The organism is Caballeronia calidae (assembly GCF_900044055.2).
Taxonomy (GTDB): domain Bacteria; phylum Pseudomonadota; class Gammaproteobacteria; order Burkholderiales; family Burkholderiaceae; genus Caballeronia; species Caballeronia calidae.
The window spans coordinates 32543-52132 of the sequence record NZ_FCOX02000042.1 but is presented as its reverse complement, the minus strand read 5'-3'; the positions used below and the strand labels follow the sequence as shown (position 1 = coordinate 52132).

The following is a 19590-nucleotide window of genomic DNA, read 5'->3' as shown; positions in this document are numbered from 1 at the left end:
CCTGCGGCGATGCCCTATTCCGCGATGCTTTCGTAGCCGTAGTAACCGGCGTAGGTGTTTCCCATCAACACCTTCGATTGCGGAACATCCGTGAGCAGCACGCCTTTCATGTGCACGCCGCCGTGATACAGGCGCTTCATCGTTTCGCCGATTTCCTGCACCTGGTTCTTGCCGTGCCGCACGACGAGCAGGCTCGTGCCCGCGTGCCTGCCGATCACCGTCGCGTCGGTCACGGCGAGCACCGGCGGCGTGTCGATGACGACGACATCGTAGAGCTGCCTGAGCTCGCCGAGAATTTCACCCAGCCGGTCGCTCGCGAGCAGCTCCGCGGGATGCGAAGGCAGCGAGCCTTTTGGAATGAGATCGACGCCGGGCAGCACGTCGTGCAGGATCGTGCTCATCGGGTCGGCGCCCATCAGCACGTCGGAGAGGCCGGGCGAATGGCGCACGCCGAAATGCGAATGGATGTCGCCGCGGCGCATGTCGCCGTCGATCAGGAGCACGCGCTTTCTCGTCGAGGCGACGAGCGTCGCGAGGTTCGCCGAAAGGAACGACTTGCCCGCTTCGGGGCGCGAGCCCGTGAGCATCACGACGTTGTTGCGCGCATCGCCGAGTTGCAGTTGCAGCGACGTGCGCAGCGTGCGGATGCCCTCGACCGCGGCATCTTCCGGCGCCTGCGCGGCGAGCACGTGCAGCCCTTCCCGGCGCAGCCCGACCTGGCGCTGCAGGCGAAGCTGCTGCGTACTGCGCGGCACGATCGCGAAGACGCGCGTGCCGAGTTGCCGTTCGATTTCTTCCGGGCGCTCCACGCCGCCATAGAGCGACTTGCGGATGAACGCGACGATGATGCCGAGCACGAGGCCGATGCCCGCCGAGATCAGGATCACGAGCGCGCGCTTCGGGCGCACGGGATCGTCGGGGACCTGCGCGAGATCGACGATGCGCACGTTGCCCACCTGCCCCGCCTTCGCGATGCGCAACTGCTGCGTGCTGCTCACGAGGTTCGTGTACAACTCGGTGTTGACGCGCACGTCGCGCATGTAGCGCAGCGCGGTCTGCTCGGTATCGGGCAGCGTCGACACGCTCTTGCCAAGGCGGGTCTGCGCGTTGGTGAGCGCGGCGATCTGCGCATCGAGCGCCTGCACCGAAGGGTGATTCGCCGTGAAGCGCAACCCGAGTTCCGCGCGCTGCTGCTGGAGGTCGGTGAGCTTCGTCTTGTTGTCGACGATCTGCTGCAGGAGCAGACGGCTTTCCTCGTTGAGATCCACCGAGCCCTGCTTGTTGCGGAATGCGCTGTAGCGCTGTTCGGCTTCGTCGAGCTGCTTCTTCGCGACCGGCAGCTGCTGCTCCAGAAACGCGAGCGTATGCTCCGACTCGGCCGTGCGCCTGGACGCATCCTGCTGCACGTAGCGATTCGCGATGTTATTGACGATCTCCGCGATCTGCTTCGGATTGCCACCTTCCAGCGATACGCCGATGATGCCCGACTGCAATGCGGTCTCCGCCACGGTCAGCCGCTGCTGCAGACGGTCGATCGTGGTGGGCGTCGAAAAGCGCTGCAACTCGAACTGCACGCCGGGATGGCCGACGAGCTTGTCGACCTTCAACGTCACCGGGCCTTGCGCGGTCGTGCCGGACACTTCGCGGCCGACGTGGCCCGTGAGGATCGCGACGCCGTCCGGGGCGTTCAGCGCGTAGGTGCCGTTTTCTCCCGCGACGATCGTGAACTTCCTGTCGTAGAGATCCTTCGGCGTCTCGAAGAGCGGCACGTCGATCTGCTCGCCGCCCCATGCGAAGCGCGACAGATAGCCCGGCGGCACCGGCCTGTTGAGCATGGAGAACACGCTGCCGACCAGCCCGCCGACGACAGGAAACGAACGCGGCGACGCGCCGATGTCGAGATGCAGCCGCCGCACCGTGTCGTCGATGACGAGGCGCGAGCGCAACAGCTCGATCTGCGCGGCGGTGAGCGACTTCGCTTCCGGCATCTGCGGGACGGGCTGCGCCGTCTTGGCGCCGGCGTTCGCGCTGGTATTCGTGTTGTTGCTGGCCTCTTCCACCTGGATCATCGCGTCCGCCTTGTAGGTCGGCGTCGCGATGAATGCATAGGCGGTTCCGAGCGCGACCACGGCGAGCATGACGACTGTCACGAGCTTCCAGTTGCCCATCACGGCCGCGAGATAGTCGGACAACCGCAATTCGTCGCCTGTCGATACGTCCGTGTATCGACTATCGAAGTTCATCGCCATGGTATCGCTCGCTTGTCTATTTTTTAAGTCGAACAATTCTCCGGCGCGCCCCCGCGCGCGCCGGTCAGACGCCTGCCTTTACTTCTGTTACTTCGTCAGCACCGCGGCCGTCAGACCCGCGTTGATCGCCGGCAGCAACAGGTTCAACACGCGCGAGAAGCGGACGAGCCCGTTGTTGTCCACGTAGACGACGTCATGCGGCTGCAGCTCGAAGTTGTTCGCGAGCAGCATCGACACCGGCGAGCGCGCATCCAGGTGATACACCTCCGGGTTGTCGGTCTGGCCGTTGCGGATCACGTAGAGCTGCTTCGGATCGGACGTCTCGGCGTTGAAGCTGCCCGCCTGCGAAATCGCGTCCGAGAGCGAGAGCCTGCCGCTGCGCATCGGGATGACCGTGGCCGGACGCGTCACTTCGCCCATCACGTAGACGCCGTTCTCGTCGCGCGCATCGACACGCAGCGCGTCGCCCGGCTTGAGCATGATGTCCGACGGGCTGTGGCCCTTCGCGGTCATGCCGGCCATGTTGATCTTGTACGTGACGCCATCGCGGATCAGCGTGACGCGGCTCTGGTCAGCCGTCGGCGCGAATCCGCCCGCGCGGCCGATCGCCTCGGTGAGCGTCATCGGAATGTCGTTGATCTGCTGCGAGCCCGGCGTACGCACGTCGCCGTCGATATACACCTGCGACGCGCGGAACGACGCGACACGCACCGTCACCTGCGGCTTCACGAAGACCTTCGAAAGCTCGTTGTACAGCTCGCGCTGTACCTGCGTCTCGGTCTTGCCCGCCACATGCAGCGACCTGTTCACGTACGGGAACTGCAGATTGCCGTCCGCATCGACGACGAAGCCCGGCGCGGCGTCCGACGTGCGCGTCTGGTTCGGCGGCTGGCCGAGCGCGGCGACGAGCTCGGGGTGATCCCACACCGTGATCTGCAGCACGTCGCCGACGCCGAGCTTGTACGGCCCCGGCTTGCCGTAGAGCACCGCGTTCGGATCGTTCGTGGCAGACGGCTGCGCGGTGCGCATCTTCTTCACGAGCGCAGCATCGATCGTCGTGATCGGAATGTTGGTCGTGGTCGCCGGATCGCCCTGGTCATTCGACGTTTCGACGAGCTGCGCCGGCGTCTCCATGCGCATGCCCGGCGCGAGCCCGCAACCCGTGAGGATCACGGAAAAGGAAGCTGCCGCAGCCAGGCTCGTGAGGCGGAAGATGCGCGACACGTTGGTATTGGCGGCCATGGAGGTGGTGCCCGGTTGTTGTTGGTTGTGCATGATGGTCGTCCCCTGCATCAGTAAGCGTTGGTGTGGCGTAGTCCCTTGAAGATCGTTGCGGCGATGATTCTCATATCGAGTCCGAACGACCAGTTACCCAGGTAGTACAAATCGTGAGCGACGCGTCCTTCCATCTTTTCGATCCGATCCGTTTCCCCACGAAAACCGTTGACCTGGGCCCAGCCGGTGATGCCTGGCTTGATCCGGTAACGATGGATGTACCCCGATACGACCTTCTGATACAGATCGTCATGTTCGAGCGCGTGTGGACGCGGGCCCACGACCGACATGTCGCCGCGCAGAACGTTGAAGAACTGCGGCAGCTCATCGAGGCTGGTACGGCGCAGGAACGCCCCGATGCGGGTCACGCGCGGATCGTTGCGCGTGGCCTGGCGGAGCACTCCAGCCTGTTCCGTGTGCAGGCGCATCGAACGGAACTTGTAGATGGTGAAGACGCGGCCGTCCGCGCCCTTGCGACGTTGCGTGAAGAACACGGGCCCGCGCGACGTCAGCTTGATCGCGAGGGCGATGCTGATCAGCAGCGGCGAGATGGCGATGATCGCGCCGAGCGCGAACACGCGGTCGAAGATTTCCTTCTGCAACTGCGCGGACTGCGACATCGGCGACGCGACGAGATTGATCGCGGGCTGGCCGAGCAGGTCCGTGACGCCGCTTTCGAACAGCGCGAGGCTGCGCACGTCGGGAATGAAGCGCACGTTGACGAGATCGTTGCGGAATTCGTTCACGAACCGCAGGATCGTGCGCTCCTCGGAAAGCGGCAGCGCGAGCCATACTTCGTGCACGTTGCGCGTGCGCACGAAGTCGATGAAGGCGTCGAAGTCATCGAAGACCGGCACGCGCGTGTTCAGGCGCGCCTTGCCGGGTGCCGCATCGAATACGGCGTTCACGCGAAAGCCCGTGTCCTGCGAGCGTTCGATCTTGCGCAGGACCGAATCGCAATGTCTGCCGCAGCCGACCACCGCCACCTCGTGCAGGTTCATGCCGGCATTGCGCATGCGCGCGAGGATCACGTGCATGATGAGACGCCCGGCGATCATGAGGCCGCCGGACATCGCGGTCCAGTAGGCGAACCAGAGGCGCGAGACGTAATCGAGCCGATGCAGCGAGAACATCAGCGCGAGCGCGCAGCCCTGCACGACGAGCCAGCCGAGCGAGACCTGACAGGCAAGCTGGAGCTTGCTGCGGCCGCGCCACGACTGATAGACGCCGAAGCCGGGAAAGAGAGCGAGCGAGAACGCCGCCGCGAATGCGACGAACGCCATCGAGTAGCTGTGAGCCTCGATGTACTCGAACCTGATCTGCGATGCCACCGCAGCGCCGCCGACGATCATCAAGACGTCGAACAGGCGCGCGAGCAATCCTTGTAAATCGCGCATGTCATTTCCCCGGAACGCAATCAGCCCTGTACTGCCTCTTTTGGTCTCCTCCCTCGCGTCAACCCGTCTTTTGCGATCAAAAGTCGCGCTGCAAAGAAGTTTCTTCTGTTTTTACGCGTCGTGCCGTTGCTTTGCGAACATCAGTTGCGTCCATACGTGTCGTCGAAGCGCACGATGTCGTCTTCGCCGAGATAGCTGCCCGACTGCACCTCGATGATCTCGAGCGGCACCTTGCCCGGGTTCTCCAGGCGATGCCGCACGCCGAGCGGAATGAACGTCGATTCGTTCTCGCTCAAAAGGAACTGCTCCTCGCCGCGCGTGACGAGCGCCGTGCCGCACACGACGACCCAGTGCTCCGCGCGATGGTGATGCATCTGCAGCGACAGCTTCGAGCCCGGCGACACCACGATGCGCTTCACCTGGAATCGCTCGCCGTGCTCGATCGAATCGTAGAAGCCCCACGGGCGGCGCACCTTGCGATGCGTGTCCGCTTCGGGCGCATGCTGCTCGCGGATGCGCGCGACGAGCCCCTTGATGTCCTGGACGCGCGAACGGTCCGCAACCAGCACGGCGTCGTCCGTCTCCACGACGATCACGTTGGTCGTGCCCACGCACGCGACGAGCCGTCCGCCTTCGGAGCGCGCATAGCTCGAGGTCGCGCCTTCGAACACCACGCGCCCGCTCGCGACGTTGCCGGACTCGTCCTTGTCCATCGCGTCCCATACCGCGTCCCACGAGCCGAGATCGGACCAGCCCGCAACGAGCGGCACGACCACGCCGTCGCACGGCTTGCTCGGCGTGCCGATGTGCTCCATCACTGCATAGTCGATGGAGTCGGACGGCGCGCGGCCGAATTGCGCAGCCTGCGGACGGAAGAACTTGCCGTCGTCCTCGCCTTCCTTCGCGGCGGCCGAACACGCGGCATGCATGTCGGCGTTGAGCTGCTTCAGCGCCGCGAGCCACACGCTCGCGCGCACGACGAAGATACCGCTGTTCCACCAATATGTGCCGGCCGCGACGTATTGCGCGGCGAGTTCGGCCGCGGGCTTCTCCACGAAGCGGTCGATGCTGTGCGCGCCGTCGTCGAGCGCCGCGCCCAGGCGGATATAGCCGAAGCCGGTGTCGGGGCGCGTCGGCGGAATGCCGAGCGTCGCGATCACGCCGCGCTCCGCATGCTCCGCCGCGATCGCGATCGCGCGATGCAGCGCGGGAATATCGGCGATGGAGTGATCGGCGGGCATCGCGACCATGATCGCGTCCTCGCCGTCCTTCACCGCGGCGAGCGCCGCGAGCGTGAGCGCGGGCGCGGTGTCGCGGCGCGCGGGCTCGACGATGATGCGTGCATTCACGCCGGATTCGCGCGTCTGCTCTTCCGTCGTGAAGCGATGCTCCTCGCCGCACACGATGATCGGCTCGCCGTCCACCTTGAAGTCGCCCGAGAAGCCCTTCAGGCGCGAGACCGTGGCCTGCAGCAACGAGTCACGCCCGACGACGCCGATCAGTTGCTTCGGGAATTGTTCACGCGACATCGGCCACAGGCGCGTGCCCGAGCCGCCGGCGAGGATGACGGGGACGAGGCGTCGGCAAGGCCCGGCCGCCACGGCCGGGCCCGCCTCCACACCTGCTGCTCCCTGCGCCACCCCACCTTTCGTGCGTGCTTCATTCGTCATAGAGAAAACTCCTGCCTGCATGTTCATACGAACGGCCCATGCCGCCCGAGAATGATTAAGTGCCACACCGTTGAGGTCCGGCCAAATGTCCGACGCTTTACGCCATCGTTGGTGCTTCAGCGACCCGCCTCACACTTCAGGCGGATCAGCCGTTCGCCTCGCGCCTGCTCTGCATCCGGTACTCGGTCGGCGAGATCAGAAGACGCTTGCGGAAAATCTTGGCGAGCCGGTCGCCGTTGCCCATGCCGCTTCGGCGCGCGATCTTGTCGACCGGCAATTCCGACTCGGTCAGCAGCGCGCACGTCACCGCGAGACGCGCCTGCAGCAGGTAATCGGACGGCGTGATGCCCATTTCGATCTTGAAGCGGCGCAGGAAGTTGCGCTCGCTCATCGCGGCCACCTGCGCCGCATCGACGACCGAAATCGGCCGCTCGCAGTTGTCCTGCAACCAGCGTGCCGCCGCGCGGATCTTGTCGCCTGCGGAGGCCGCGCCGCTGTCGCCGAGAATCGACACGAGCTTCGCGGCGGAGCCGGGCATCAGCCGCTCGGCCACGCTGCGCGACACGTCGATGCCCAGATCGCGCTTCACGATGAGGAGCGCGCCCTTCATCGATTCGTAACGGTCGCCCGCATCGCCCTGCTGCTCGTCACGCACGAGATGAATCATCGCGTTGCCATAGCGCTGCGCTTCCTGCGCCTGACCGATGCCTGCGGCGTCGAGCACCTTGCGCCCTTCGGAGATGGCACGAACGACCGTGGTCTTCGACTGCACGCGGCGCAGCCACTCGACGATGCGATCGTCCTTCGCGGCATCCTCGGCGCCGCGGCCGCCCGCGACGAAGAGCGCATCGAAGCCGCCGTAATGGCGCGCGTCGAGCCCGTCGGTCCACACGCGCACCGACGACGAGCACGCGACATTGCCGCCCTCGACGGACAGAAAGCGCACGTCGTAGCTGCAGTCCGCCCGGGACTTCGCCGACGACAACTCGTTCGCCATGTGGAAGACCTCCGCGACGATCCCCGCGCCGAGCAGGGAAAAGCCGTCGAAAAGCAGGATCGCGATCTGTCGGACCTCGGTTTGCGACGCTCTCGTCGCGGGGGGCATCCAACCCGTGACAGCGGGTTCTAGATTGGCGTAAGGCATGGTCATCCTCTGCTGCTTGTTTCCTGGAAGGCGCGGAAGAGTTGGTCGGCCATTGCGGCGCATCAAGTAACTTTCCCGAACTTCGCCGGGTTGCCGTGACCGATTGGAACGAACTGATGGCGGATTCGATCCGCTGGCTTGAATAATAAGCAGACAATCTTTTTTGTGCTCTATATTTTCGCGCCTGAACCACAAAATCTGTTCCGCTGTGAGGGTGAGCGCACATTGATATCCCTCCCCAAATTCCGTAAAGCGAATTTTCGGCGATGTAATACGGAAATACATTTGTCATACGAAGCCTCGCGCCGGGCGCTAGTGCGCGCCGGAAGCAGGCCTGCCGGATCGGACAGCCACACCGTCGAGGGGCCGCGGGGCGTGGCCCTGTAAGGATCCTGCGCCCGGCCCTACGCTTCGTCAGACCAAACAAATTGATTCATTCGTGAAACACGGAATCCGGCTGCATCGGTAATGTGCATCCGGCAAATCGGCAAATTTTGGTTCCGCCGTTACATTTTCAAACTCCGTGTAATCGATATTTACAAAGGCAGTTAATCAACGAAATTAGATCGCCCGATAATCAACTTCGGTTTTCGCTTAATCCGATTTTTATTCCACGTACGATTTTCCATGCGCCAATTAATCATTTATTCAAACGAAAGAGGCGGTGCTTTCATATGACTTTAGATGCTGCGATGCGGGAAGTGCATTCCGTCGCCGAAGCTGCCTGTGCCGGGGACTTGCACGAGAATCGCGGGGCGTCGCGTATTAGGGTTTTTGCGGCAGCGCACGTTTTGTCGCCATTTTCCCAAGCCCCGCATCCGCGTTTTGCAATGATCGGGAGAAAGCGCTTAAATTCGCGTGCACGTTCGCGGATTGCTGCGTGGAAGTTTTGCGTCGGCAACGCGCCACCGCGACCGGTCAAGTTTGCCGCTCCCGTCACGGCGTGACGAGCGAAACTGACACGTCCCCGCATGTTTCACTCGTGAAATTCGGCTCGCCGTCGCCGGGCGGGCCGCCCGAATGCGTTCATGTTCGCAACATGCGACACCGCATCCCGCATCCATCCGACGAAGCACGCCGCCGCGTGCGCGTGCGCACGGTCATGCGGCGGCGCACGAAGCATCGTTTGGCCTGGTGCGTCATCATGGAGCGGCGATGCTGAGCAAAGCGGACTTCCTGACGGTCGTGCGGCTCACGCCGCTGGTGTCGATCGATCTGATCGTCACCGACGGAAAGCGGCGCATCCTGGTCGGCCACAGGCGCAACAGGCCGGCGCAAGGCACCTGGTTCGTGCCGGGCGGGCGCATCGACAAGGACGAATCGCTCGACATCGCCTTCAGACGCATCGTCAAGAACGAGCTCGGCGTCGCGAGCGCGGAGCGTTCGGCGTCACGGTTCTTCGGCGTCTACGAACATCACTACGACGACAACTTCGCGGGCGCCGAGGGCATCGGCACGCATTACGTCGTGCTCGCCTACACGATGACGTTGAGCGGCACCGTGCCGATCGGCCGCTTCGATCAGCACAGCGATTACCTGTGGCTTCTCCCCGACGAACTGCTCGCGCGCGACGACGTGCACGAGAACACCAAGGCCTACTTCCGCTGATCCCGATAAGAAACGCGCGCCGAAAAGACAAACGGCGCGCATCGCTGCGCGCCGCCCGTCCTCCCGCCAGGAAAGCTTATGCGTCGGCCGTCGTGTCTTCGTCCACGTCGTCTGCATCGATCGCATCGACTGCATCGGATGCCGGCGCTTCGATCAGCGGCTCCTGCGTCACGCCGAACTGCGCGCGCAGATAGCGCTCGAAATCGTCGCGCACTTCCGGATGACGCAGCGCGAACTCCACCGTCGCCTTGAGATAGCCGAGCTTGCTGCCGCAGTCGAAGCGCTGGCCGCGATAACGGTACGCAAGCACCTGTTCCTGATCGAGCAATGCGCCGATTGCATCGGTTAGCTGAATTTCGCCGCCCGCGCCGGGCTTCTGCTGACGCAGCAAGTCGAACACGCGCGGCATCAGCACGTAACGGCCGACCACGCCGAAGTTCGACGGCGCAAGCGCCGGCTCGGGCTTCTCGACCACCCGCGAGAGCTTGAAGAGACCGTCGTCCCACGGCTTGCCCTCGATCACGCCATACGAGCGCGAGTCCTTGCGGTCGATCTCCTCCACGCCGATCACCGACGAATGGTAATGATCGAACACGCTGACCATTTGCGAGAGCACGGGCGGCTCGCCGTCGAGCAGATCGTCGGCGAGGATCACCGCGAACGGCTCGTTGCCGACGAGCTTTTCCGCGCACAGCACGGCATGCCCGAGACCGAGCGCCTCGGCCTGACGCACATAGAAACAGTCCACATGGCTCGGCTTGATGCTGCGCACGAGCTGGAGCAGCTTCTCCTTGCCGCGCGCCTCGAGTTCGGCTTCGATCTCGTAGGATCTATCAAAGTGATCTTCGATTGCGCGCTTGCTTCGTCCCGTGACGAAGATCATTTCGGTGATGCCCGCGGCCATCGCCTCTTCGACCGCGTACTGAATCAAGGGTTTGTCCACGACCGGCAGCATCTCCTTCGGGCTCGCCTTCGTCGCCGGAAGGAATCGCGTGCCGAGGCCCGCGACAGGGAATACCGCCTTGCGTACTTTCAACATCGGCCATCCTCGTCTGATGGTTGCAGAAGGCGGGCACGACGCGTCGTGGAGCGTTCGTACACGCTTCTTCTGATGGAAAAACATCGCCCGGTTTCGTCAGACGACACGAACGGTACGAGCTTATTCCTCGAATATCGAAATCATCTGCCAACACTTCGTCAAATTCGGACTCCCGGCGCGGCGGCTGTTGGTCGCCGCGTATAGTGCGACCCATGTGACTCACTTTCCCGTTACTTGCGTTCCTTCATGGATGGGCCGGGCCGCGGCGCCAAAAACGCCGCCCCGACCCGCACAGGGAGAAGTCGATGGTGTACGCCAATGGTACGGGCAGGCTCCACGTCGTGCGCGCGGTCGCGCCCGACACGCCGTCCGCAGGCACGGCCCGCGCGGCGAAACGGATCGGCATTCTGATCTTCGAGGACTTCTCGCTCGTCGAGGTCAGTTCGATCTCCGAGGTCTTCTCGCTCGCCAACCAGCTTCCCATGCCCGCGGATGCCGGCGAGCGCACCGAGGCCCCGAACTATTCACTGCTGTTTGTGTCGAGCGAAGGCGGCAGCGTCGCGAGCAGCTGCTCGATGCGCATCTGGACCGAAAGTCTCGAAACGCGCTGGATGAACGAGTGCGACGCGCTCTTCATCGCGGGCGGGGTGGGTGCGCGGCATGCGCGCAACGACGCCGTGCTGCGAAAGCGGCTCGGCCGCGTGGCGCCGAAGATTCCGTTCATCAAGGCGATCGGCGAAGGCGCGCACATTCTCGCGGCGACCAATCTGAGCGTGCGCAACCGCTCGCTCGATTTCGCCGGCGAGTCCGCGGATCGCGCGCTGACGGCGACATTGACGAACCCGCTTTTCATCGCCGAGCAGACGCTCACGCTCGACGATCCCAAGGGCCCGATTGCGGCGGCGCTGTCGATCGTCAAGCGCGATCACGGCGCGGCGGTCGCGCGCGAGGTGTCGGAGCGCTCCATTCCCGGCGCCTGGCAAAAGCTCGCCACCGTGCTCGACGATACCGATGGCGGCGGCGTGCGCCAGAAAATCGATGCGGCCGCGCGCTGGATCCGCGAGAATTACGTGCGGCCGATCTCGATCACGGATGCCGCACGCGTCGCCGCGATGAGCGAGCGCAATTTCCTGCGCCGCTTCAAGGCGCAGATCGGGCTCACGCCTTCGGAATATCTGCTGCGCGCGCGGCTCGATGCGAGCTGTATGCTGCTGTCCGCGACCGATCTTCCGGTCGACAAGATCGCGCGGCGCTGCGGCGCGGGCAGCGGCGATGGTCTCGCGAAGATCTTTCGCAAGCGGCTGTCGATCTCGCCCACCGAATACCGGATGGCGGACCGCCGAAAACAGGGCGACAGCTCATAAGCGGGTTCGGTCGCGCCCGCGCGTCACCTATAACGGATACGCATGGAATCAAAGGTACTCTGGATCCTTTCCAATCTCGGCGACGCGGCCTTTGTGCTCCCGCTCGCACTCGTCTGCGCACTTTGGCTGCGCTCGGTCGACATGCGCCTCGCGCTACGCTGGTGCATCCTGCTCGGCATCGGCATGGGGTTCGTCGGACTGTCGAAGATTCTTTACGCGGGCTGCGGCTTCGAAATCGCCACGATCCAGTTGCGCATGATCAGCGGCCACACGATGCTCGCCGCATCCATCTATACGGTGGCGGGCGGGCTGCTGATGGGCGGCTTCGGCGGCGGGTGGTATCGGCTCGGCGCGGCGGGCGGGCTTGCGCTCGCAGCGGCGATCGGCGCGAGCCGCATCATGCAGGACGCGCACACGCCCGCCGAAGTGGTCGCGGGCTGGGTGCTCGGCGCGGCCATCGCCGCGCTGTTCCTCGCGCGTGTCTTCGAAGAGCCGCGCAAGATGCCGCGCGCGCTCGTCGCGGGCGCGGGGCTGCTCGCTGTCTCGTCGATCGCCTACGGCCATCACGCGCCGTTTCAACGGATGATCGAACACTACTCCGGCTGGCTCTGCCAGGGACTCGGACTCTGAGTCCACCGCCCGCTCACTTGCGGCGCGCACGCGGACGATCCCAAGTATGATCGTGATCTTCGCGCGCGCCTCGAAGCGGGCGATCACGTTTCCGGACTCCGAGCATGGACCGCTTCCTTGCAATGAAAGTCTTCGCGCGAGTCGTCGAAGCGGGGAGTTTCTCCAAAGCCGCCGACGCCCTGCGCCTGCCGCCCGCGAGCGTTTCGCGTACGCTGCAGGCGCTCGAAGCGCATCTCGGCGCGCGCCTCATCAATCGCACGACGCGCAGCATCAGCATCACGGAAGACGGCGAAGCCTATTACGAGCGCTGCGTGCGCGTGCTCGGCGAAGTGGACGACATGGAAGCGTCGCTCTCGCATTCGAAGCTGAGCCCCAAGGGCAACGTGAAAGTCAGCCTGCCGCAGGTGATGGCGAAGAACACGATCATTCCCGCACTGCCGGAATTTTTCGCGGCGTATCCGGATATCGGCGTCGAGCTGCTGCTCACGGACCGGCAGGTGGATCTCGTCGAGGAAGCGGTCGATTGCGTCGTGCGCGTGGGCGCGGTCGGCGATGTGGGGCTCGTCGCGAAACGCATCGGCGCGTATACGCAGATCACGTGCGCGTCGCCGGGATACATCGAAACGCATGGCGAGCCGGCGTCGCTCGATGAACTCGACCGGCATCTCGCCGTCGGCTACGTGCTGAACAACTCGGGGCGCGTGCGCAACTGGGAATTCGTCGTCGATGGCGAGACGCGCACGGTCGCGATGAAGCACAAGATCGCCGTGAACGACGGCGATTCGTATATCGCCGCGGGTGTTTCGGGACTCGGGCTGATTCAGAGCTCGAGCTATACGCTCGATCCGCTTTTGAAGAGCGGCGCGCTCAGGGAAGTGCTGGGAGAGTATCCGTCGTATCCGCGTGTGGTGTCGGTGCTGTACGCGGCCAATCGCCATCAGCCGCGCCGCGTGCGCGTGTTCATCGACTGGGTCGCGGAGTTGTATGCGCGCTTGCCGTCGTTTCAGGTCGACGGCAAGCCGGCCTGATCACGCAAGGCTCGGTGCGGCATGCGACGGGCCACGCGCGAAAGGCATCGCGCGAAAGGTGTCGGCGCCGTAATCGAGGTACGCGCGCTCGAGCGCGTCCAGGTCCGCGGGCCGCGCGCTCGCATGCATGCCGCGCAGATGCGGCAGGTTCATCTCCACCGCGGCGCAGTTCGCGTAATCGCGCGCGCGCATGGACGCGGGAATCGTCGAGAAGAACGCGGTCGTCGGCACGTCGAAGCCCGCCGCGACGTGCAGCGCCGCCGTGTCGGCCGTGACCAGATAGCGCGCGTGCCCGATCCAGGCGAGGAAATCGTCCGTGTCGGCGCAAAGCGGCGCGATGTCGCGATAGCGCGGATGATCGACCGCGCCGAAGCCCAGCACCGGAAGACCGGTTTCATCGGCGAGACGCGCGACGATGCGCGCGCGCACCGACGCCGGAATGCTGCGCACCGGCGTGCTCGCGTCGGGACAGAAGAGCGCGTAGGGCTCGCTCGCGATCGGTGCAAGCGGCACATCGGCGAGCCAGTGATTGCGCTTGTCGTCGGCGGCGATGCTTTCGGGCGCGACGCCCAGCGCCCACAGGAAGAAGTCGATCATCGGCATCGAGGCGAAGCGCGGCCAGAAAAGCTGATTGCCCATGTCGATCTTCAATTCATCGACGGGAAGGCGCGCGAGCGGCACCGGTAAATAAACGATTTCGCCCAGATGAGCGGCAAGCTCGTAGAGACGCTGCACGTAGCGCGGCGCGTGCGCCGGTCGATAGATCGTGAAAGCCAGATGCGGATGAAGGCGCTTGATCGCGACGAGCGCCGCAAGCCCGATGATCGAATCGCCGAGCGTGACGCCGAATGCGTTGATGAGATGCACGCGGCCCGCGCGCGCATAGTCGGCATCGAAGGGCTCGCGGCCCGCGTTCAGGATGGCGGCGGGCAACGTGCAGCAGCCGGATGCACCGGCGTGCGCGACTTCGAGATCGTACGGCGCGACGATCTCGCCGCTTCGTGACAACAGCGATCCGGCGTGGGTCAGCGCATGAACTTCGTCGAGCGTCGTCATGCGTGACCGTCCGTGTCAGCCCGCCGCGCCGCGCTCGCGCGCCGTCTGCCCCGCCGCGACGCTTTGCAGCACGGGCAACATCGCCGTCTGATACTCCGGCACCCAGCGGCGCAGGTCGCGGCGCACTTCCTCGTCGGCGAGCACGCGATGCTGCATGAGCCAGGGCAGAAGCTCGTCGATGAAATGATCCGGCACGCCGCGCGCCTGCGCGATGCGCAGCTTCGGGTGCGGCGTGCGCGTGGTGGTTTCGTCGTCGGCGAGCAGTTCCTCGTAGAGCTTCTCGCCGGGACGCAGGCCCGTGAACACGATGCGGATCTGCTCTTCCGAAAAGCCGTACAGACGAATCAGGTCGCGCGCCAGATCGACGATCTTCACCGGCTGGCCCATGTCGAGAATGAAGATCTCGCCGCCGCGCCCCATGCTCGACGCCTGCAACACGAGCTGCGCGGCTTCGGGAATCGTCATGAAGAAGCGCGTGATCTCCGGATGCGTGACCGTGACCGGCCCGCCCTTCGCGATCTGCTGCTGGAACTTCGGAATCACGCTGCCCGCGCTGCCCAGCACGTTGCCGAAACGCACCGTCTCGAACTGCGTGCGCGGCGCCGATTGCTGCAGCGCCTGACACGCCATCTCGGCGAGACGCTTGGAGGCGCCCATCACGTTGGTGGGGTTGACGGCCTTGTCGGTGGAAATCAGTACGAAGTGACGCACGTCATGACGAATCGCCGCACGCGCGACGCGCAGCGTGCCGAGCACGTTGTTGCGCACCGCCTGCCACGCGTTCTGCTCTTCCATCAGCGGCACGTGCTTGTAGGCCGCCGCGTGGAAGACGATGTGCGGCGTGAAGCGCGCCATGGTCTGATCGAGCAGCAGCGAATCCTTCGCATCGCCGACGACCGGAATCACCGAGCACTCCGGAAACTTCTCGTGCAACTCCTCGAGGAGCCGATACATCGCGTATTCGGAGAGGTCGTAGGCGATCAGCTGGGCGGGCGCAAACCGCAAGATCTGGCGGCACAGCTCCGAGCCGATCGAGCCGCCCGCGCCCGTCACCATCACGACGCGCCCATGCAGCAGCTTCTCGACGTGCGGCATGTCGATCTTCACCGGCTCGCGGCCGAGCAGGTCTTCGAGGTCGATCTGGCGCACGCGCGACAGGAAGCCGCCCTCGCCCGCCGTCAGCTGGCTGAGCGCGGGCAGCACCATCACCTTGACACCGACGCGCACGCACAAGGTGGCGACGCGGCGCTGCTCCTCAACCGACGCCGACGGAATCGCGATGATCACGTAGTCGGTCTTGAATTGCTCGGCGAAGCGTGGCAGGTCGCTAAACGAGCCGAGCACCTTGTGCCCGAGCACTTCGCGGCCCTGCTTCGCGGGATCGTCGTCGAGCAGGCCGACGAGACGCCACTCGCTCGAGCGCGACAGCTCACGCGCCAGCATCGCGCCCGCCGTGCCCGCGCCGAGCACGATCACCGGCTTGCCCTGCCCGACGAGCCCGCCGTACAGATAGAACTCCTTGCCCGCGCGATAGAGCGCGCGCGCACCGCCCATCGCGAGGAACAGCAGGAGCGGCGAAACGATGAGCACCGAGCGCGGGATGATGGGCGTCGGCTGCGACATCACCGCGCCCACCATGACGACGAGCGCGCCCACGATGATCGACTTGGAGATGCGCATCAGATCCGGCAGGCTCGCGAACACCCACATGCCGCGATACAGACCGAAGACGCGGAAAACCACGGCGTAGACCGGCAGCACCCAGAAGAGCGCGAGGAGCGCCCCGTGGCGGAAGTCGTGCGGCACGGCGCCGTTGAAGCGGATCACGTAAGCGGCGACCCAGGTTCCGGCGACAGCGACCAGATCGAAGAGGAATGCGCCCGCCGATAGCCACGATGCTTTTATTCGATTCATCATTCAGCTCGGACTCTCAAGATTGTTCGGAATGGCGCGTCTCGTGACGCCGCCAACGCGCGTCGACCACCGCGCCCGCTGCCACAACCACGACTGCCCAGCCCGCTACCGCCGCCCACTGCCCCGCGAATGAAAATCGAAGCGCCCAGTTGGCGAGCATTATGCCTGCCAACATGAGCAGGTACCACGCGAGCGCGGTGCGCGCGTGCCCGATCCCGAGGCGCACCATGCGCTGATAATAATGCTCCCGGTGCGCTTGCCAGAATTTTTCGCCGCGTGCGAGACGGCGCAACAGCGTGACCGTTGCATCCGCGATGAACGGCGAAAACACCAGCGCCGGAAACCACACCGGCCACACGCCCCGCTGCCAGCCCCAGTAGCCGAATGCGCCGGCGAGAAACCCCAAGGGAATAGACCCGGCATCGCCGAGGAAAATCCGGGCCGGATGGAAATTGAGGGTCAGGAAGCCCGCCGCCGCGCCTGCGATAGCCAGGCTCGCGAGTCCGAGGCCGGCTTGCGGCGCGGGTCCGGCGAGCGCCGCGAACGCATAGCCGCCGAAGCCGAAGAGCGCCATGCCGCCGGCGAGCCCGTCCGAGCCGTCCATGAAGTTATAGAGATTGACGAGCCACAGCATCAGAAAGCCGACCAGCGCGAGGGCCCACCACGGCACGTCCGCCGGATGCGCGACGATGACGACCGCCACCGCGACGATATGCGCCGCAAAGCGCACGCGCGCGGGCAACCCGCGCCGGTCGTCGATCTGGGAGACGGCCGCGAGAAAGACCGCGCATACGGCGACGAGCCACATCGACGGCGCGGCGACCAGCAATGCGATCACGGCGACGGGCACGACGCCCCAGCCGCCGACGCGCGGCGTAGGCCGTTCGTGCAGCGAGCGCTCGTTGGGGATATCGGTGGCGAGACGCCACGCGAGGCCGGTGCGGATGAGCGTCTGAAGAATCAGCGCGCACGCGGCGAACGCCAGTACCGCGAACGACGTCGCGGCCACGAGCGGCGAAGCTTCAAAATACGAAAGCAGCATGCGGAGTTATCGAGTTGTCGAAACGAGGCCCTGATCGTTCTGGCAATTCGTCGCTTCGGGAAAACCCCGAAGCATACGCGAACGCTCGTCGAATCTGATTGTAAATATCTGACGATTAACAACAATCGCGGCGACAGGATGCGTCTTTGTCGTGCGATGCCGGCGTTGAACGAGCGCGTATTTTAGCCTTCGCGACGCGCGGTTCGGAACCACGCGGCCGTGGCGGCGAGACCTTCGTCGAGCGATTGCGGCGCCTGCCAGCCGAGCGCCTCGCGGATACGGCGCGAATCCACGCGCAGGCTGCCCGTCAGACGATCGATCTGCGCCGTCTTGCCCGCGAGGCGCGCGACGCCGCGCAAGAGCGCGGCCGGCACCGGCACGAGCCGCGCGGACTTGCCGAGTTGCTCGCCGAGCTTGCGCGCGAGTTCTGCGACGCTCGGATCGTAGCCGTCGGTCACATGAAATACGCGGCCGGCGGCGGCGGGATTCAGCGCGCATTCGATGGTCGCGCTCGCGAGATTCGCGACGCTGACGAGACTGCGCCGCGCGTCGATCGCGCCGAGCGGCAGCGGCATGCCGCGCGCGATGGCGTTCATCATCGCGAGGAAGTTGGCGCGCACGCCGGGGCCGTACACGAGCGGCGGCCGCACCACCGCGACTTCCAGGCCGGTGCGGCTGCCGAATTCGAGCAGTTGCACCTCGGCTTCGGCCTTCGAGACGCCGTAGGCATCGGGCGGATTGCGCTCGTCGTCTTCCGTGAAAGGGCGGCCCGGATCGCTCTCGCCGAGCGCCTTGATGCTGCTCATCAGGACGAAACGCGTGACGCCCGCGCGCCGCGCGGCGTCGGCGGCGGCGAGCGTGCCGTCGACGTTGACCGCGCGATAGGCGTTCAGCAGCGCTTCGGAGCTCTGATGCCCGGCGGTGTCGCTCATTACGTGGACGCGCGCGGCGAGATGGATGACCGCGTCGCAGCCCGCGAAGGCGTCCGGCGCGATGGCGTCGAGCCCGTCGATATGGCGGACGTCGACGCCCGGCTCGCACTGCGCGTCGCGTCGCACGAGCCCGGTCGCCGCGATGCCGCGCGCCAGCAACGCGCGGCTCACCTCGCGGCCGACGAAGCCGTTCGCGCCCGTGATCGCGATGCGCCGGCGAAGGTCACTCATAGCCACTTCCAGCCGAAACGGTTGAAGAACCGGTACGCGGACGTCACGAAGAGCCTGATATGCGTGGAGCCCTTCTTCGCCGCGCCGCCACCGTGATGCAGGATGCGCACGGTCGGCACATACGCGATGCGCGCGACGCGGCGCGTGCGCAGGCTCAGGTCGTAGTCCTCGAAGTACAGGAAATAGCGCGGATCGAAGCCGCCGAGCGACGTGAGCACGTCGGTCCTGAAGAGCATGAAGCAGCCGCTCACGATCGGCGGATCCCACACGATATTCGACTCGCCGATGACATCGCGCATCTCGTAGCGCGCGAGACGCCGCCCAAACGGCTTGCGCAGCGCGGACGGCAGGAAGCCGCGCACGAAGAGGTCCAGCACGGACGGATAGCGGCGGCAGAGATACTGCTGGCGGCCGTCGTCGCCACCGATCCACGGCGCGAGCAAACCTGTTTGCGGCGAGTCGCGCAGGAACGCGAGCGCGCGGCGCAGGCCATCGGCGTTGAGTTCGACGTCCGGGTTGAGGATCAGATGGAAGCGGCTGGTCGCGCGCTCGATCGCGAGATTGTGACCACGCCCGTAGCCGACGTTACCGTGCCCCTTCAGCACCACGGTGTCGAACTCGGCATCGGAGGGCACGGGCAAATCGGCGAGCTCGCCCGCGTTGCCATTGTCGATCAGATACAGACACGGGCGGCCGGCGACGTCGTGCAGCTGCGCAAGCGCCGATTCGAGCGTTTCCACCGTGCGCGCGAGCAGCGCGGCATCGGGCCGGTAGACCACGATCGAAATGCTGAGCGTGATGGCGGGATCGGACTGATTCGCCGATTGGCTGTGCGGTGGTTTCGCGTTCATCGGACAAAAAGGGCGTCCGCGCCACGATAGGAAAACGGACCGCATCGACAAGTGGAAAACGCCAAGATTGTCCTCAATGTCGGTGGTTTCGGCAACTGCGCGGCGCGGCGCAGTGGGCGGTAAGACGGGCCGATCGTGTTACAGATTGTGCTAAATTCCG

15 protein-coding genes are annotated in these 19590 nt (G+C 65.1%); 4 read left to right on the top strand and 11 right to left on the bottom strand.

Going from position 1 to position 19590, the window contains the following annotated elements:
- Positions 1-14 precede the first annotated feature (14 nt).
- The 5 genes from AWB78_RS29375 to AWB78_RS29355 all read right to left on the bottom strand — a co-directional run bounded on the left by AWB78_RS29375 (position 15) and on the right by AWB78_RS29355 (position 7735).
- Entirely contained in the window at positions 15-2249 is a 2235-nt protein-coding gene (locus AWB78_RS29375; RefSeq protein ID WP_062609897.1) for a polysaccharide biosynthesis tyrosine autokinase, read from the bottom strand.
- 87 nt (positions 2250-2336) lie between these two features.
- Positions 2337-3491, bottom strand: a complete 1155-nt coding sequence (locus tag AWB78_RS29370; protein ID WP_062609936.1) for a polysaccharide biosynthesis/export family protein — start codon at positions 3489-3491, stop codon at positions 2337-2339.
- A 50-nt stretch (positions 3492-3541) separates the two neighbouring features.
- Positions 3542-4921, bottom strand: coding sequence for an undecaprenyl-phosphate glucose phosphotransferase (locus AWB78_RS29365; protein ID WP_062609895.1), 1380 nt, complete (start codon positions 4919-4921; stop codon positions 3542-3544).
- Between the two features lie 140 nt (positions 4922-5061).
- Complete coding sequence (locus tag AWB78_RS29360; protein WP_062609893.1) at positions 5062-6591, bottom strand: mannose-1-phosphate guanylyltransferase/mannose-6-phosphate isomerase; 1530 nt, start codon at positions 6589-6591, stop codon at positions 5062-5064.
- Between the two features lie 145 nt (positions 6592-6736).
- Positions 6737-7735 (bottom strand): GlxA family transcriptional regulator, encoded by a 999-nt coding sequence (locus AWB78_RS29355; protein ID WP_062609934.1) that lies wholly within the window; start codon positions 7733-7735, stop codon positions 6737-6739.
- A gap of 1155 nt (positions 7736-8890) precedes the next feature.
- Between AWB78_RS29355 and AWB78_RS29345 the strand changes: the two genes are divergently transcribed.
- Complete coding sequence (locus tag AWB78_RS29345) at positions 8891-9343, top strand: GDP-mannose mannosyl hydrolase (RefSeq protein WP_062609889.1); 453 nt, start codon at positions 8891-8893, stop codon at positions 9341-9343.
- A gap of 76 nt (positions 9344-9419) precedes the next feature.
- Here AWB78_RS29345 and galU read toward each other — a convergent pair whose 3' ends face one another.
- Positions 9420-10382 (bottom strand): UTP--glucose-1-phosphate uridylyltransferase GalU, encoded by a 963-nt coding sequence (gene galU, locus AWB78_RS29340; protein ID WP_232477932.1) that lies wholly within the window; start codon positions 10380-10382, stop codon positions 9420-9422.
- A gap of 305 nt (positions 10383-10687) precedes the next feature.
- Here galU and AWB78_RS29335 point away from each other — a divergent pair, with 305 nt between their 5' ends.
- From AWB78_RS29335 to AWB78_RS29325, 3 genes are all read left to right on the top strand, one after another.
- Positions 10688-11746, top strand: a complete 1059-nt coding sequence (locus AWB78_RS29335; protein ID WP_062609888.1) for a GlxA family transcriptional regulator — start codon at positions 10688-10690, stop codon at positions 11744-11746.
- Between the two features lie 42 nt (positions 11747-11788).
- Positions 11789-12376, top strand: coding sequence for a phosphatase PAP2 family protein (locus AWB78_RS29330; protein WP_062609886.1), 588 nt, complete (start codon positions 11789-11791; stop codon positions 12374-12376).
- Positions 12377-12480: 104 nt separating this feature from the next.
- Positions 12481-13404, top strand: coding sequence for a LysR family transcriptional regulator (locus AWB78_RS29325; RefSeq protein WP_062609885.1), 924 nt, complete (start codon positions 12481-12483; stop codon positions 13402-13404).
- On the opposite strand, the gene AWB78_RS29320 is transcribed toward AWB78_RS29325, so the two are convergent.
- The 5 genes from AWB78_RS29320 to AWB78_RS29300 form a co-directional block, all read right to left on the bottom strand.
- Positions 13405-14460 (bottom strand): glycosyltransferase family 9 protein, encoded by a 1056-nt coding sequence (locus tag AWB78_RS29320; RefSeq protein ID WP_062609883.1) that lies wholly within the window; start codon positions 14458-14460, stop codon positions 13405-13407.
- Between the two features lie 15 nt (positions 14461-14475).
- Entirely contained in the window at positions 14476-16374 is a 1899-nt protein-coding gene (locus AWB78_RS29315; RefSeq protein ID WP_062609932.1) for a polysaccharide biosynthesis protein, read from the bottom strand.
- A 16-nt stretch (positions 16375-16390) separates the two neighbouring features.
- Complete coding sequence (locus AWB78_RS29310) at positions 16391-17416, bottom strand: MraY family glycosyltransferase (RefSeq protein WP_062609882.1); 1026 nt, start codon at positions 17414-17416, stop codon at positions 16391-16393.
- 182 nt (positions 17417-17598) lie between these two features.
- Positions 17599-18579, bottom strand: a complete 981-nt coding sequence (locus tag AWB78_RS29305; RefSeq protein ID WP_062609880.1) for an NAD-dependent epimerase/dehydratase family protein — start codon at positions 18577-18579, stop codon at positions 17599-17601.
- Positions 18576-19430 carry a glycosyltransferase family 2 protein gene (locus AWB78_RS29300; protein WP_062609878.1) on the bottom strand — a complete coding sequence of 285 codons (855 nt, stop codon included), beginning with the start codon at positions 19428-19430 and terminating at the stop codon, positions 18576-18578. The genes AWB78_RS29305 and AWB78_RS29300 overlap by 4 nt, the downstream gene beginning before the upstream one ends.
- Positions 19431-19590 lie beyond the last annotated feature (160 nt).

Bases quoted from the DNA above. Each gene is read 5' to 3' on its own strand.
- AWB78_RS29335 (WP_062609888.1), top strand. From the start codon at position 10,688: ATGGTGTACGCCAATGGTACGGGCAGGCTCCACGTCGTGCGCGCGGTC.
- AWB78_RS29370 (WP_062609936.1), bottom strand. From the start codon at position 3,491: ATGGCCGCCAATACCAACGTGTCGCGCATCTTCCGCCTCACGAGCCTG.
- AWB78_RS29360 (WP_062609893.1), bottom strand. From the start codon at position 6,591: ATGACGAATGAAGCACGCACGAAAGGTGGGGTGGCGCAGGGAGCAGCA.
- AWB78_RS29345 (WP_062609889.1), top strand. From the start codon at position 8,891: ATGCTGAGCAAAGCGGACTTCCTGACGGTCGTGCGGCTCACGCCGCTG.
- AWB78_RS29300 (WP_062609878.1), bottom strand. From the start codon at position 19,430: ATGAACGCGAAACCACCGCACAGCCAATCGGCGAATCAGTCCGATCCC.
- AWB78_RS29375 (WP_062609897.1), bottom strand. From the start codon at position 2,249: ATGGCGATGAACTTCGATAGTCGATACACGGACGTATCGACAGGCGAC.
- AWB78_RS29315 (WP_062609932.1), bottom strand. From the start codon at position 16,374: ATGAATCGAATAAAAGCATCGTGGCTATCGGCGGGCGCATTCCTCTTC.
- AWB78_RS29305 (WP_062609880.1), bottom strand. From the start codon at position 18,579: ATGAGTGACCTTCGCCGGCGCATCGCGATCACGGGCGCGAACGGCTTC.
- AWB78_RS29365 (WP_062609895.1), bottom strand. From the start codon at position 4,921: ATGCGCGATTTACAAGGATTGCTCGCGCGCCTGTTCGACGTCTTGATG.
- AWB78_RS29355 (WP_062609934.1), bottom strand. From the start codon at position 7,735: ATGCCTTACGCCAATCTAGAACCCGCTGTCACGGGTTGGATGCCCCCC.
- AWB78_RS29330 (WP_062609886.1), top strand. From the start codon at position 11,789: ATGGAATCAAAGGTACTCTGGATCCTTTCCAATCTCGGCGACGCGGCC.
- AWB78_RS29310 (WP_062609882.1), bottom strand. From the start codon at position 17,416: ATGCTGCTTTCGTATTTTGAAGCTTCGCCGCTCGTGGCCGCGACGTCG.
- AWB78_RS29325 (WP_062609885.1), top strand. From the start codon at position 12,481: ATGGACCGCTTCCTTGCAATGAAAGTCTTCGCGCGAGTCGTCGAAGCG.
- AWB78_RS29320 (WP_062609883.1), bottom strand. From the start codon at position 14,460: ATGACGACGCTCGACGAAGTTCATGCGCTGACCCACGCCGGATCGCTG.
- galU (WP_232477932.1), bottom strand. From the start codon at position 10,382: ATGTTGAAAGTACGCAAGGCGGTATTCCCTGTCGCGGGCCTCGGCACG.